Below are 13,780 nucleotides of genomic sequence, written 5' to 3' on the forward strand. Positions count from 1 at the left end.
TTCCGGGCCCAATGGCTTGCGCAAGGCGAGGCGTACGATGAGCAAAGAAGTACTGCTGGTTGTTGAATCGGTATCCAACGAAAAAGGTGTACCGCCCGGCGTCATTTTCGAAGCGCTGGAAGTGGCCCTGGCTACTGCAACCAAAAAACGTTTTGAGGACGAAGTCGACCTGCGTGTGGAAATCAACCGCCACACCGGTAGCTACGAGACCTTCCGTCGCTGGACCGTGGTCGATGAAAACGACCTGGACGATCCTGCGATCGAAACCTGGCTGGACAAGATCAAGGACTCCCATCCTGAAGCCAAGATTGGCGACGTGATCGAAGAGAAGATCGAGTCCATCGAGTTCGGCCGTATCGCCGCCCAGACCGCCAAGCAGGTCATCGTGCAGAAGGTCCGCGAGGCCGAGCGCGCCCAGGTGGTAGACGCCTACCGCGAGCGTGTGAACGAGATCATCTCGGGCACCGTCAAGAAAGTAACCCGTGACAACGTCATCGTTGACCTGGGTAACAACGCCGAGGCCCTGCTGGCCCGCGAAGACATCATTCCACGTGAGACCTTCCGTGTTGGTGTGCGCCTGCGTGCACTGCTCAAGGAAATCCGCACTGAGAACCGCGGCCCTCAGCTGATTCTGTCGCGTACCGCGCCGCAGATGCTGATCGAGCTGTTCCGTATCGAAGTGCCGGAGATCGCCGAAGGCCTCATCGAAGTCATGGCCGCCTCCCGTGATCCGGGTTCGCGTGCCAAGATCGCTGTCCGCTCCAAGGACAAGCGCATCGACCCGCAAGGTGCCTGCATCGGCATGCGCGGTTCGCGCGTCCAGGCCGTATCCGGCGAGCTGGGTGGTGAGCGTGTGGATATCGTCCTCTGGGACGAGAACCCGGCGCAATTCGTTATCAATGCCATGTCGCCGGCTGAAGTGGCGGCGATCATTGTTGACGAAGATGCCCATGCCATGGACATCGCCGTTGGCGAAGACAACCTGGCCCAGGCCATTGGCCGTGGTGGTCAGAACGTTCGCCTTGCCAGTCAGCTGACTGGCTGGACCCTGAACGTAATGACCGAGAAGGATATCCAGGCCAAGCAACAGGCTGAAACCGGCGACATCCTGCGTAACTTCATCGATGAACTGGAAGTCGACGAGGAGCTGGCACAAGTGCTGGTCGACGAAGGCTTCACCAGCCTCGAAGAAATTGCCTACGTACCGTTGGAAGAAATGCTCAACATCGATGGCTTTGACGAGGATATCGTCAATGAGCTTCGCGCTCGGGCCAAGGACCGTTTGTTGACCAAGGCCATCGCTACCGAAGAAAAACTGGCAGATGCCCACCCGGCCGAAGACCTGCTCTCCCTTGAGGGCATGGACAAGGACCTGGCAGCGGAACTGGCGGTGCGCGGCGTGGTTAACCGCGAAGACCTGGCCGAGCAGTCGATTGACGACCTGCTCGACATCGACGGCATCGACGAAGAGCGTGCCGGCAAGTTGATCATGGCCGCCCGAGCCCACTGGTTCGAGTAATTAGGCGCGGCCTGAGGAGAGAAGTGCATGACGCAAGTCACGGTGAAAGAACTGGCCCAAGAGGTCGAGGCACCGGTAGAGCGCCTGCTGCAGCAGATGCGTGAGGCAGGTCTGCCGCACACCGACGCCGGTCAGGTAGTGACCGACAATGAGAAGCAGACCCTGCTGACTCATTTGAAGAGCAGCCACAAGAGCAAGGCGGAAGAGCCGCGCAAGATTACCTTGCAGCGCAAGACCACCAGCACCCTGCGTGTCGCCGGTAGCAAGAGCATCAGCGTAGAAGTACGCAAGAAGAAAGTATTCGTGCAGCGCAGCCCGGAAGAGATCCAGGCTGAGCAGAAGCGTGAGCTGGAAGAGCGCCGTGCGGCTGAAAATGCTGCTCGCGACAAGGTCGAGGCCGAGGTTCGCCAGCGCAATGAAGAGCAGGCACGCCGTCAGGCAGCCGAAGCGCCTGCCGCAGCACCTGCGCCAGTGGCCAAGGCAGCACCGGCTCCGGCCGCTGCCCCGGCACCCGCTCCGGTAGTTGCCGACGCCCCGGCGTCCGAAGACGCCGCTGCCCGTGCTGCCGAGCGCAAGAAAGACGAGACCCGCCGCAACGAAAGCCGCACCCGTGATGACGATCGTCGTCGTGGCGAGGCTCCGCGTGTGTCGATCAAGGTCAAGGTCAAAGAGAAAGAAAAGGCACCAACTCCGCGCGCTGCTCCACGCACTACCGACGAAGAGAGCGATGGCGCTCGTCGTGGCCGTGGTGGCAAGAGCAAGCTGAAGAAGCGTAACCAGCATGGCTTCCAGAACCCGACCGGTCCTGTCATTCGTGACGTGACCATCGGTGAGACCATCACGGTTTCGGAGCTTGCACAGCAGATGTCGGTCAAGGCCGCTGAAGTCGTCAAGTTCATGTTCAAGATGGGCACTCCGGTCACCATCAACCAGGTGCTTGACCAGGAAACCGCTCAGCTGATCGCCGAAGAACTGGGCCACAAAGTGACCCTGGTCAGCGATACCGCCCTGGAAGACTCCCTGGCAGAATCGCTGAAGTTCGAAGGCCAGACCGAGTCGCGTGCGCCGGTTGTTACCGTGATGGGTCACGTTGACCACGGTAAGACCTCGCTGCTCGACTACATCCGTCGTGCCAAGGTTGCGGCTGGCGAAGCCGGTGGCATTACCCAGCACATCGGTGCGTACCACGTGGAAACCGACCGCGGTATGGTCACCTTCCTCGATACCCCAGGCCACGCTGCGTTCACCCAGATGCGTGCCCGCGGTGCCAAGGCCACCGACATCGTCATCCTCGTGGTAGCGGCTGACGACGGCGTGATGCCACAAACCCGCGAAGCCGTTCAGCATGCCAAGGCTGCTGGCGTTCCACTGGTTGTTGCAGTGAACAAGATCGACAAGCCGGGTGCCGACCTCGATCGCATCCGCAACGAACTGGCCGTCGAAGGCGTTACCTCCGAGGACTGGGGTGGTGACACTCCGTTCGTCAAGGTTTCGGCGAAGATGGGCACCGGCGTTGACGAGCTGCTCGAAGCTGTTCTGCTGCAAGCCGAGATTCTCGAACTGACCGCCACTCCGACCGCCCCAGGTCGTGGTGTTGTGGTTGAATCGCGCCTGGACAAGGGCCGCGGCCCGGTTGCCACCATCCTGGTTCAGGACGGTACTCTGCGTCAGGGCGACATGGTCCTGTGCGGTTCCAACTATGGCCGCGTTCGCGCCATGCTCGACGAGAACGGCAAGCCTGTGAAGGAAGCCGGCCCGTCGATCCCGGTCGAAATTCTCGGCCTGGACGGTACCCCGGAAGCCGGTGACGAGCTGTCCGTGGTTGCCGACGAGAAGAAGGCGCGTGAAGTAGCCCTGTTCCGTCAAGGCAAGTACCGCGAAGTCAAGCTGGCCCGTGCTCACGCCGGCAAGCTGGAAAACATCTTCGAGACCATGGGTCAGGAAGAGAAGAAGACCCTCAACATCGTCCTCAAGACCGACGTGCGCGGTTCTCTGGAGGCTCTGCAAGGCTCGCTCGGCGGCCTGGGCAACGACGAAGTTCAGGTACGCGTGATTGGTGGCGGCGTCGGTGGTATCACCGAGAGCGACGCCAACCTGGCGCTGGCTTCGAATGCAGTACTGTTCGGCTTCAACGTGCGTGCCGATGCCGGCGCGCGCAAGATCGTCGAGCAAGAAGGTCTGGATATGCGTTACTACAACGTGATCTACGACATCATCGAAGACGTCAAGAAGGCCCTGACCGGCATGCTCGGCAGCGATGTTCGCGAGAACATTCTGGGTGTCGCCGAAGTGCGTGACGTGTTCCGTTCGCCGAAGTTCGGCGCCATCGCTGGCTGTATGGTCATCGAGGGTACCGTTTACCGCAACCGTCCGATCCGCGTACTGCGCGAGGACGTGGTTATCTTCGAAGGCGAGCTGGAATCGCTGCGTCGCTTCAAGGACGACGCTGCCGAAGTGCGTAACGGCATGGAGTGCGGTATTGGCGTCAAGAGCTACAACGACGTCAAGGTCGGCGACAAGATCGAAGTCTTCGAGAAAGTCCAGGTTGCTCGTACCCTTTAAGGGCGAGCAGGGCGCCAGCCCCCGCCCCAGGGCGGTGGGTTGCGCCTCGGTAGGTAACGCCCGGTCAGGCATCAGCCTGACCGGGCGTTTGCCGCTTTAAGTTACAGGTAGCAAGAATGGCAAAAGAATACAGCCGTACCCAACGAATCGGTGATCAGATGCAGCGCGAGCTGGCAGAGCTGATCCGCCGTGAAGTCAAAGACCCGCGCGTCGGCCTGGTGACCATCACCGCCGTCGATGTCAGCCGAGACCTGGGCCACGCCAAGGTCTTCATCACCGTCATGGGTGAAGAAACGCCGGACGCCGTGCAGCAATCGCTCAAGGCGCTGAACAGTGCCGCCAGCTTCTTGCGCCTGCATTTGGGCCGCTCGATGCAACTGCGCAGCGTGCCTCAATTGCACTTCCACTTCGATGAAAGCGTCAGCCGTGGTGTCCACCTGTCGGCGCTGATCGAGCGTGCGGTGGCCGAAGACCGCCTGCACAAGGATGCTGACAAGCCGGACACCGAGGAGTAAGCGGTGGCCCAGGTCAAACGAATCCGCCGCAATGTCAGCGGCATCATCCTGCTCGACAAGCCGCTGGGCTTTACCTCCAACGCCGCGTTGCAGAAAGTCCGTTGGCTGTTGAACGCCGAGAAAGCCGGCCACACGGGCAGCCTCGATCCGTTGGCCACCGGCGTTTTGCCTCTGTGCTTTGGTGAGGCAACCAAGTTTTCGCAGTACCTGTTGGATTCCGACAAGGGCTACGAAACCGTCATGCAGATGGGGCAGACTACGACCACGGCCGATGCTGAAGGTGAAGTGCTGCAGACTCGCGAGGTGACCGTTGGTCGCGCCGATATCGAGGCTGTGATCCCGCGTTTTCGCGGTGAAATCCTTCAGGTACCGCCGATGTACTCTGCTCTCAAGCGTGATGGCCAGCCGCTGTACAAGTTGGCACGTGCAGGAGAGGTAGTGGAGCGTGAGGCGCGTTCTGTTACTATTGGCCGCTTGGAGTTGCTTGAGTGTGAGGGCACCCGTGCGCGGCTGTCGGTTGGCTGCAGCAAAGGCACCTATATCCGCACTTTAGTGGAGGATATCGGCGAGGCCTTGGGCTGTGGTGCTTATGTCGCAGAGCTGCGTCGGACCCAGGCCGGGCCGTTCGCGCTGGCACAGACGGTGACCCTCGAGGAACTCGAGCAGGCCCATGCCGAAGGCGGCAACGAAGCGCTCGATCGCTTCCTGATGCCGAGCGACAGCGGGCTGCAGGACTGGCCACTGGTGTGCCTATCCGAGCACAGTGCTTTCTACTGGCTGCATGGCCAGGCAGTGCGTGCGCCGGACGCCCCGCAGTTTGGTATGGTCCGCGTACAAGATCACGATGGTCGCTTCATCGGTATCGGTGAAGTGAGCGAAGACGGGCGCATTGCGCCGCGTCGGCTGATTCGGTCGGAATGACCGAAACCACTGGCCAAGGCTTAGGCTGAAGCGAGTGGTACCGAGGGTGGCTGTCAGTAGGCACGGTCACACCTCATTTTATTAATACAGGGCATTGTCCCTGGCCTATTGGACCCCGCTTGCGGGATCCGTTTAATCAGGAGAAGCCTCATGGCCCTCAGCGTTGAAGAAAAAGCTCAAATCGTTGCCGACTACCAGCAAGCTGCTGGCGACACTGGTAGCCCGGAAGTTCAGGTTGCTCTGCTGACCGCGAACATCAACAAGCTGCAAGGTCACTTCAAGGCCAACGACAAAGACCACCACTCGCGTCGTGGTCTGATCCGTATGGTTAACCAGCGTCGTAAGCTGCTGGACTACCTGAAGGGCAAAGACACCACTCGTTACAGCGCCCTGATCGGTCGCCTGGGCCTGCGTCGCTAATAGCGGCCTGGTCAGTGGTGTGCATGGCGTGTCGCATGCGTCGGCAAGGCTGCTTTGCAGCGTTGCCGTCGGGCACGCCACGCGTATCTCCGAGGTTGGCAGCCTGGCTTCGCTGAGCGGATTTCCGCACAGCTGCCAGGCTCCCAGCCTCGTGTTGTATCTGGACGGTCAATGGGGCCGATTCCCCGTTCTGCCCAAGAATTCGCAAGAAACCAGTTCCCCCAGAGCCACTGAAAAAGGTAGGAAACCGTGAACCCGGTAATCAAGAAATTCCAGTTCGGTCAATCGACCGTTACTCTCGAAACGGGCCGTATTGCCCGTCAGGCGACCGGCGCTGTGCTGGTTACCGTCGACAACGATGTCACCGTGCTGGTGACCGTGGTTGGCGCCAAGCAGGCCGACCCAGGCAAGGGCTTCTTCCCGCTGTCGGTCCACTACCAGGAAAAAACCTACGCTGCCGGCAAGATCCCAGGTGGTTTCTTCAAGCGTGAAGGCCGTCCTTCCGAGAAAGAGACCCTGACCTCGCGCCTGATCGACCGCCCGATCCGCCCGCTGTTCCCTGAAGGCTTCATGAACGAAGTCCAGGTCGTCTGCACCGTGGTTTCCACCAGCAAGAAGACCGACCCGGACATCGCTGCGATGATCGGTACCTCGGCTGCCCTGGCAATCTCCGGCATTCCGTTTGAAGGCCCGATCGGCGCTGCCCGTGTTGCTTTCCACGAAAGCACCGGCTACCTGCTGAACCCGACTTACGAGCAACTGGCTGCCTCGAGCCTGGACATGGTCGTGGCCGGTACCTCTGACGCCGTGCTGATGGTTGAATCGGAAGCCCAAGAGCTGACCGAAGACCAGATGCTGGGCGCCGTGCTGTTCGCCCACGACGAATTCCAGGCCGTTATCCAGGCTGTCAAAGAACTGGCTGCCGAAGCCGGTAAGCCGACCTGGGACTGGAAACCGGCTGTTGCCAACACCGAGCTGTTCAATGCCATCCGCGCCGAGTTCGGCGAAGGCGTTTCGCAGGGCTACACCATCACCGTCAAGGCCGACCGTTATGCGCGCCTGGGCGAGCTGCGCGATCAGGCGATCGCCAAGTTCTCCGGTGAAGAAGGCCAGCCATCGGCATCCGAAGTCAAAGAAATCTTCGGCGAAATCGAATACCGCACCGTTCGCGAAAACATCGTCAACGGCAAGCCGCGCATCGATGGCCGTGATACCAAGACCGTTCGCCCGCTGAACATCGAAGTCGGCGTACTGCCGAAAACTCACGGCTCGGCACTGTTCACCCGTGGCGAAACCCAAGCCCTGGTCGTTGCGACCCTGGGTACTGCCCGTGATGCCCAGCTGCTGGACACCCTCGAAGGCGAGAAGAAAGACCCGTTCATGCTGCACTACAACTTCCCGCCGTTCTCGGTTGGCGAGTGTGGCCGCATGGGTGGTGCTGGCCGTCGTGAAATCGGTCACGGCCGTCTGGCCCGTCGCTCGGTCCAGGCCATGCTGCCTGCCGCTGACGTGTTCCCGTACACCATTCGTGTGGTTTCGGAAATCACTGAGTCCAACGGTTCCAGCTCCATGGCTTCGGTCTGCGGTGCTTCCCTGGCACTGATGGACGCCGGTGTGCCGATGAAGGCGCCGGTTGCCGGTATCGCCATGGGCCTGGTAAAAGAAGGCGAGAAATTCGCAGTTCTGACCGACATCCTGGGTGACGAAGACCACCTGGGCGACATGGACTTCAAGGTTGCCGGTACCGCCAAGGGTGTTACCGCGCTGCAGATGGACATCAAGATCAACGGCATCACCGAAGAGATCATGGAAATCGCCCTGGGCCAGGCCCTGGAAGCGCGCCTGAACATCCTCGGCCAGATGAACCAGATCATCGGTGAGTCGCGTACCGAGCTGTCGGCCAACGCCCCGACCATGATCGCGATGAAGATCGACACCGACAAGATCCGTGACGTTATCGGTAAAGGCGGCGCCACCATTCGCGCCATCTGCGAAGAAACCAAGGCTTCGATCGACATCGAAGACGACGGCTCGATCAAGATCTTCGGCGAAACCAAGGAAGCTGCTGATGCTGCCAAGCAGCGCATCCTGGGCATCACTGCAGAAGCTGAAATCGGCAAGATTTACGTGGGCAAGGTCGAGCGTATCGTCGACTTCGGCGCCTTCGTGAACATTCTGCCGGGCAAAGACGGCCTGGTGCACATCTCCATGCTCAGCGATGCGCGCGTAGAGAAAGTCACCGACGTGCTGAAAGAAGGCCAGGAAGTAGAAGTGCTGGTACTGGACGTGGACAACCGCGGCCGTATCAAGCTGTCGATCAAGGACGTTGCCGCAGCCAAGGCTTCGGGCGTCTAAACGACTGATGTAAAACAGAAAAGGGCCTTAGGGCCCTTTTTTGTTGCCTGCCAGGAACCTTTTGCGGACTTGCATCTTGCACGCAGCACTACAGCGCAGATTGCAAATTGCACGACATCCTGATTGTGATTGTTTTTATAAGTATTTGATTTATAAGGAATATAAACAAAATCAAAAGCTGGCACAGCGCGTGCAACTACCTTCATACCTGCCGCCAGGACACACGGCGCAGACCTTTCGAAAAACAGGAGTGACCCACATGAAGAAGTTCGCCATTGCTGCCGCTACTGCTACCGCTCTGACCCTGACCATGGCTAACGCGGCTTTTGCCCAACAGTCGACCCAGGCCCCGATGACGCTGGCGGCCGGTGAGGTGACCAAAGCCAAGGAAGCTACCTCCGATACTTGGATCACCACCAAGGTCAAAGCTGACCTGATGACCGAGAAAGGTGTGCCAGGCAGTGACATCAAGGTTGAAACCAACAAAGGTGTTGTGTCGCTATCGTCCGAAGTGGCCATCACCGATGCACAGAAAGAGATGGCTGTAGCCATCGCCAAGAAAATCAAAGGCGTTCAGGCCGTATCGGCTGATGGCCTGAAGTCCGAGTAAGGGATGTCCCGTCGGCCAAATGGATTTGGCCACCTATTCACGAAAAGCCCCGGCCCCAAGCCGGGGCTTTTCGTTGGTATCAGTAAACCGGGTTGCGGGCGATGACATCACTCTCGAAGCACTCTTGTTCGATGATCAGAGGTTCGACCAGCGGCCGGCTGTCGCGGAAGTGCGCCGTTTGGGTATGCGCCTCGTAGGCTGCGTCGTCCTGGTAGATTTCGTAGAGATAGATCACATCCTGGTCCAATCGGTCCTGGGACACATCGAACACCAGGCAACCCGGTTCTGAAGCCACCGACGCAGCGGCGTTGACGTTGATGGCCGATAGGAATTGATCGGCGCAACCGGGCTTAACGCGTGTCTTGATGAACAAACTGTACACAAGCAGATCCTTTTGTTTTAAATTCTAATCAGAATTGTATACAAAAATGGAGCTGCGCCAATGTCTGATTTACCTACCCGCCCTGGCCGCTTGAATGGCCTGCGTCACATTGCCTTGCTGGTACCTAACCTGGAGGAGTGCGAGCGGTTTTATGTCGATGTGATGGGCATGGAGGTGTTGAACCGTGCCAACGAAGACCTGGTGTACCTGACTTGCGGCAACGATAACCTGTCACTGGGGCGCGGCGCGGGTGCTGCGAATGGCCTGCAGACGTTGGATCACTATGGTTTTATCGTCGACAGCGTCGAGGAGCTGGAGCAGTGGTACCAGTACTTCAAGGCGGTGGGTGTTACCCTGCTGGACAGGCCGTTCAACCACGGGGATGGGGCGCGCAGTTTCCATTTGCTGGACCCGGCCGGCAACAAGGTACAGCCGCTGTATCACCCAGCGGTGTCGGGGCAGCGGTTGGCTTGAACCTGTGCCGGCCTCATCGCGGCTAAAGCCGCTCCTACAGGGATTGCGTAAACCAACGCACACGCTATCCCTGTAGGAGCGGCTTTAGCCGCGAAGAGGCCGAGCCTGCTGGCAGAAATTATTCAGCATCCAGATGCATTGGCGTAACCACACGCCCATCTTTCTCAGCCTGTCCCAGGCTGGTATCAATGAAATACACCCGGTCATCCTCCAGCTTGCCCTTGTCGACCAGGTAGTCCTTGATGCTGCTCGCCCGCTCCTGCCCCAGCGTACGCAGCAGGGCGGCACTTTCTGCCCACGACTTGATGACTGCCTCGCGCAGTTTGGTGGTGCGTTCGTCGCGGCTCAGCTCTTGCCATTCTGCCGGCGGTTGTTGCTTCAGACGGGTACGGTAGATGCCTTCGAGCATGGCTGGCTTGTCGCTGTCGTCGACCACCAGCATCGACGCGTTTGCCGGCACTTTGTCACCCCGGCGCTGCAGGATCTTGTACCAGGTGGCCTGGTATTCGCGTTCCAGGCGCTGCTGGGCAATCAGTGGCCCGTCACTGCTCTGGGCACTGGTGCCTTCGATCTCCAGGCGTAGTTCAGGGCGTTGGCTCAATGCCGCTGCAAGCTTGTCCAGCGCCGAGCGGGCATCGCCGCTAAGTTCGCTGGAACCGGGGGCGAAAGCTACGGTACCCAAGTCTTCGGAGCCACCGCCTGCAATCAGCCCGCCAATGAACTTGAATGGTGCCTGGGCTGCGCGCAGCACCAGGTTGCGCAGCGTCTGCCAAACAATCGGCATGACGCTGAATTGCGGGTTGTTGAGGTCACCGGTTACCGGCAGTTCGATCGAAATCTTGCCTTCGGTGTCTTTGAGCAATGCCACCGCCAGGCGGATGGGCAGGTCCACAGCATCCGGGCTGTCGACTTTCTCACCCAGTTGCAATTGCTCGACCACCACCTTGTTTTCGGCCTTCAGCTGGCCGTTGGTGATCAGGTAATGCAGGTCCAGATTCAGCCTGCCCTTGCGGATGCGGAAACCGGCGAATTTGCCGGAGTAGGGCGTCAGCGTGGTCAACTCGACCCGCTTGAAACTGGTGGCGATGTCCAGGCTGGCCAGCGGGTTGAACGGGTTCAGCGCACCTTTGATGGTGACCGGTGCATAGCGGTCCACCTTGCCTTTGATATCGACCTTGGCAGGCGCCGGCTTGCGGTTGTCGATGGTGCCGATCTGGCCGTTGAGCTGTTGCACAGCGGTGGCGAAATTAGGTGTGAGCGTGAGGTCGGCAAAGTTGGCTGAACCGTCGTTGATGCTGATCTGGCCGATGCGGATGCCGAGTGGCTTGCTGGCACTGACGGATTTGCTCGAATTGGCGGCCGGGGCGCTTGCCGGTTGTGGAATCAGCAGGTCATCGACGTTGGTGGTGCGGTCTTCGTTGATGATGAAGCGGGCGTAAGGTTGTAGCAGGGTGACCTTGTCGATGGCCAAGGCATCGCCATGCACGTAGGAAATGCCATCCACATCCACCTGCTGCCATTTGACGAAGTCGCGGTCTTTGATCGTATCCAGGGTGTGCAACTGGCTGACCTGGGCCTTGCCGCCCACAGTGAATGCCAGCGGTTCGGTGCTTTTGAGGTCGACCTTGAGGTCGCTGGCAAACATGCCGCTGCGCAGCTCCAGGCGGATGAACGGGCTGATGTACGCTTGGGCGATACGCAGGTCGATGTCGCGGGTGCTAACATCCAGCTTGGCCGTGACCGGCGCCAGGTTGACTTGGCCAGCAGCCTGCAGTTTGCCCTGTTTGCCAATACCCGTGTCCAGCTTGAGGGTGAAGGGCGACTGGTTGAGGCTGTCGAAACCCTGCATGTCGAGGTTCAGCGGGCCGACATCCAGTGCCACCGGCTCTTTCTGGCTGCGGTCGGCCAGATGCACGAGGTAGTTGCGCAGTTGCACGTCTTTCAGCAGTACTTGCCAGGGTTTGCTGGGCTCTTTGGCAGCCTTTTCCTCGGACGTGGGCTCGGCGGCGGCCGGTTCGGCCTTTTCCGCCGGTGTGGCCTTGGACGGTTGGCTGGCGAACAGCTTTTGCCAGTCGAGCTGGCCGTCAGCTTCCAGTGCTGCCCAGGTTTCAAGCTTTTCACTGTGGACTTTGCCCACCGTCACCAGCTGTTTGGCCAAGTCGATGGACGTTTCGCTCACCTCAAGGTTGGCCAGGCGTGCCAATGGCCGCCCGTCAGGCGCTTTGATAGCGAAGGGGGCGATGCGTAACGAGGTTTTATCCAGCAGCAGCTCGGTGGTTTTGGACAGGTTTAGCTTGTAGTGGGTGTCGAGGTTGAATACGCCATCTTCAAGTACCAGCGGCACGGCATCCCGAACATAGGGCCAGAACAGCTTCATCTTGCCGTCGGTGACCTTGAGCGTGCCTTCCGACGCAATAGGGGCCAGGCTCAACGTGCCGCTCCAGTCGACTTGCCCGCCGTTGGGGCCCTTGGCCACCAGCGTCATGTCGGCGTTGTCGTCTGGCAGGGTGCTGAGGTTTTTCAGCTCCAGGTTCATGTCGTCGTAGATGAATTCGATCGGCTCGCTCGGGCGCTGGTCAGCAAAATGCAGGTAGCCGCCACTGAGCTTGATGCTGCCGATGCGCAACGGGAATGGGTCGCTTGGCGGCGCTTCGGGTTTAGCTTCGCTGGGGGGCAGTTTGAACAGTTGCGTGAGGTTGAGCGTGCCATCTTTGGCAAAGACCACCTCGTTGCGTGGCTTGTCGAGTTCGACAGCCTGCAGGTGCAGGGCACCGCTCCACAGGCTGTCGAGGGCCAGGTTGGCATACAGCCGCTCAAAGCCCACCTGTTCCTTGCCGGGTTCGCCGATCTGCAGGCCCCACAAGGTCAACTCAAGGCTGAAAGGGTTGAGTTCAATGCGTTGCAGCTGTGCAGGCACCGTGGCGTATTGAGCCAGTTGCTGGTTGGTGATGCGCAGGGCGACACCGGGAAGAATGAAGAAACCAAGCAGGCTGTAGAGCGCTACCAGAGCCAGCACGGCGCCGAGGGCGCGAGTCAATCCTTTGTACATGTGTCGCATCGTCTGTCGGAGCAGGAGTGCTTGGAGTATGGCACGTTAAATCGGTTCCGCTGAGGCGACCAATTCCGATCATTCAATGCCCATTCGACGCTTCGCACGGTGGGCGGAGCCGTCACGCATGGCCCAGCGCAGTATGGGGGCGGTGCGTTTCAGGCCCAGGCGGATCATGCGCTGCTGCAGTGGGCTGTACTGGAGGCCCAGCATGGTTTGCGCCCATTCCGGCATCAGGTCGATACCTGCTTGCAGCATCAGTTTGCCCACCGGTTCGGCAAGGCGGCTGGGCGCTGGGGCCTTGAGCAGGATGTCGACCACCTCAAGGCTGCGCGCGTCGCAACGCAGTTGTGGGCGCATGCATTGCATGTACGCTTCGACCTGTTTGCGGGAGCGCGGCACGTCCCTGGCCCCCAGGCGTACGGCGATCAGGGCGATTTCATCGTAATAGGCGTCTTGATCGGCGAGCGACAAATGAGGGTCTTGGTAGCGCAGGTGGGCTGCCAGGAAGCTGCTGACCTCGGCCACATGCACCCAGGTCAGCAAATCGGGGTCGCTGGCAGCATAGGGCCGTCCATCCAGTGCGGTCCCTGTGACCTGCAGGTGAATGGTGCGCACCTTCTCGATCAGCCATTCGGCATCGCGGGTGGAGCCGAAGGTGGTGCCGGAAATGAACTGGCTGGTACGGCGCAGGCGCCCGAGCAGGTCTTCACGGAAGTTGGAGTGGTCCCACACACCCGCGAGTGCAAGCGGATGCAGCAGTTGCAGCATCAGCGCGCTGATACCGCCAACCAGCATGCTCGGGAAGTCACCATGCACCCGCCAGCTGATGCTGTGCGGGCCGAACAGGCCCGGGTCGCCTTTGGGGGACTCCAGGTCGAGCTGGCCGAGGGCCAGCCCGGTAAGGCTCATGACCTGGGTTTCAATGCGGCGGCGTAGGGCTTCCATGGCGACCTGTCGTTCAGGGCGGGCA

The 13,780-nt window shown here is 60.0% G+C and carries 11 protein-coding genes; 8 read left to right on the plus strand and 3 right to left on the minus strand.

The genetic code is table 11. The features are described 5' to 3' along the window. The first annotated feature begins 37 nt into the window (after positions 1–37). From nusA to PVV54_RS03390, 7 genes are all read left to right on the plus strand, one after another. Entirely contained in the window at positions 38–1,519 is a 1,482-nt protein-coding gene (gene nusA / locus PVV54_RS03360) for a transcription termination factor NusA (RefSeq protein ID WP_274908594.1), read from the plus strand. Positions 1,520–1,546: 27 nt separating this feature from the next. Then, positions 1,547–4,081 (plus strand): translation initiation factor IF-2, encoded by a 2,535-nt coding sequence (infB, locus tag PVV54_RS03365; RefSeq protein ID WP_274908595.1) that lies wholly within the window; start codon positions 1,547–1,549, stop codon positions 4,079–4,081. Positions 4,082–4,197: 116 nt separating this feature from the next. Beyond that, entirely contained in the window at positions 4,198–4,596 is a 399-nt protein-coding gene (rbfA, locus tag PVV54_RS03370) for a 30S ribosome-binding factor RbfA (RefSeq protein WP_274908596.1), read from the plus strand. A gap of 3 nt (positions 4,597–4,599) precedes the next feature. Then, positions 4,600–5,517: a tRNA pseudouridine(55) synthase TruB gene (truB, locus tag PVV54_RS03375; RefSeq protein WP_274908597.1), complete on the plus strand. Its 918-nt coding sequence runs from the start codon at positions 4,600–4,602 to the stop codon at positions 5,515–5,517. 150 nt (positions 5,518–5,667) lie between these two features. After that, positions 5,668–5,937: a 30S ribosomal protein S15 gene (rpsO, locus tag PVV54_RS03380; protein ID WP_016391796.1), complete on the plus strand. Its 270-nt coding sequence runs from the start codon at positions 5,668–5,670 to the stop codon at positions 5,935–5,937. A 249-nt stretch (positions 5,938–6,186) separates the two neighbouring features. Beyond that, positions 6,187–8,292: a polyribonucleotide nucleotidyltransferase gene (pnp, locus tag PVV54_RS03385; protein WP_274908598.1), complete on the plus strand. Its 2,106-nt coding sequence runs from the start codon at positions 6,187–6,189 to the stop codon at positions 8,290–8,292. Between the two features lie 259 nt (positions 8,293–8,551). Next, positions 8,552–8,902 carry a BON domain-containing protein gene (locus PVV54_RS03390; protein ID WP_105948687.1) on the plus strand — a complete coding sequence of 117 codons (351 nt, stop codon included), beginning with the start codon at positions 8,552–8,554 and terminating at the stop codon, positions 8,900–8,902. A gap of 79 nt (positions 8,903–8,981) precedes the next feature. Here the strand turns inward: PVV54_RS03390 and PVV54_RS03395 are convergent, their stop codons facing one another. Further along, positions 8,982–9,284: a putative quinol monooxygenase gene (locus PVV54_RS03395; RefSeq protein WP_274908599.1), complete on the minus strand. Its 303-nt coding sequence runs from the start codon at positions 9,282–9,284 to the stop codon at positions 8,982–8,984. Between the two features lie 60 nt (positions 9,285–9,344). Here PVV54_RS03395 and PVV54_RS03400 point away from each other — a divergent pair, with 60 nt between their 5' ends. Next, positions 9,345–9,758 (plus strand): VOC family protein, encoded by a 414-nt coding sequence (locus PVV54_RS03400; protein WP_274908600.1) that lies wholly within the window; start codon positions 9,345–9,347, stop codon positions 9,756–9,758. A gap of 118 nt (positions 9,759–9,876) precedes the next feature. On the opposite strand, the gene PVV54_RS03405 is transcribed toward PVV54_RS03400, so the two are convergent. Further along, positions 9,877–12,807, minus strand: a complete 2,931-nt coding sequence (locus PVV54_RS03405; RefSeq protein ID WP_274908601.1) for a DUF748 domain-containing protein — start codon at positions 12,805–12,807, stop codon at positions 9,877–9,879. A gap of 78 nt (positions 12,808–12,885) precedes the next feature. Further along, entirely contained in the window at positions 12,886–13,755 is an 870-nt protein-coding gene (locus PVV54_RS03410; RefSeq protein WP_274908602.1) for an oxygenase MpaB family protein, read from the minus strand. Positions 13,756–13,780: the final 25 nt, after the last annotated feature.

Origin of the sequence: Pseudomonas sp. PSKL.D1 (assembly GCF_028898945.1) — a bacterium.
In the GTDB taxonomy this organism is placed as follows: domain Bacteria; phylum Pseudomonadota; class Gammaproteobacteria; order Pseudomonadales; family Pseudomonadaceae; genus Aquipseudomonas.

Excerpts from the sequence above, each read along its gene's own strand:
- nusA (WP_274908594.1), top strand. The coding sequence starts at position 38 with ATGAGCAAAGAAGTACTGCTGGTTGTTGAATCGGTATCCAACGAAAAA.
- rpsO (WP_016391796.1), top strand. The coding sequence starts at position 5,668 with ATGGCCCTCAGCGTTGAAGAAAAAGCTCAAATCGTTGCCGACTACCAG.
- PVV54_RS03410 (WP_274908602.1), bottom strand. The coding sequence starts at position 13,755 with ATGGAAGCCCTACGCCGCCGCATTGAAACCCAGGTCATGAGCCTTACC.
- PVV54_RS03390 (WP_105948687.1), top strand. The coding sequence starts at position 8,552 with ATGAAGAAGTTCGCCATTGCTGCCGCTACTGCTACCGCTCTGACCCTG.
- PVV54_RS03405 (WP_274908601.1), bottom strand. The coding sequence starts at position 12,807 with ATGTACAAAGGATTGACTCGCGCCCTCGGCGCCGTGCTGGCTCTGGTA.
- rbfA (WP_274908596.1), top strand. The coding sequence starts at position 4,198 with ATGGCAAAAGAATACAGCCGTACCCAACGAATCGGTGATCAGATGCAG.
- PVV54_RS03400 (WP_274908600.1), top strand. The coding sequence starts at position 9,345 with ATGTCTGATTTACCTACCCGCCCTGGCCGCTTGAATGGCCTGCGTCAC.
- infB (WP_274908595.1), top strand. The coding sequence starts at position 1,547 with ATGACGCAAGTCACGGTGAAAGAACTGGCCCAAGAGGTCGAGGCACCG.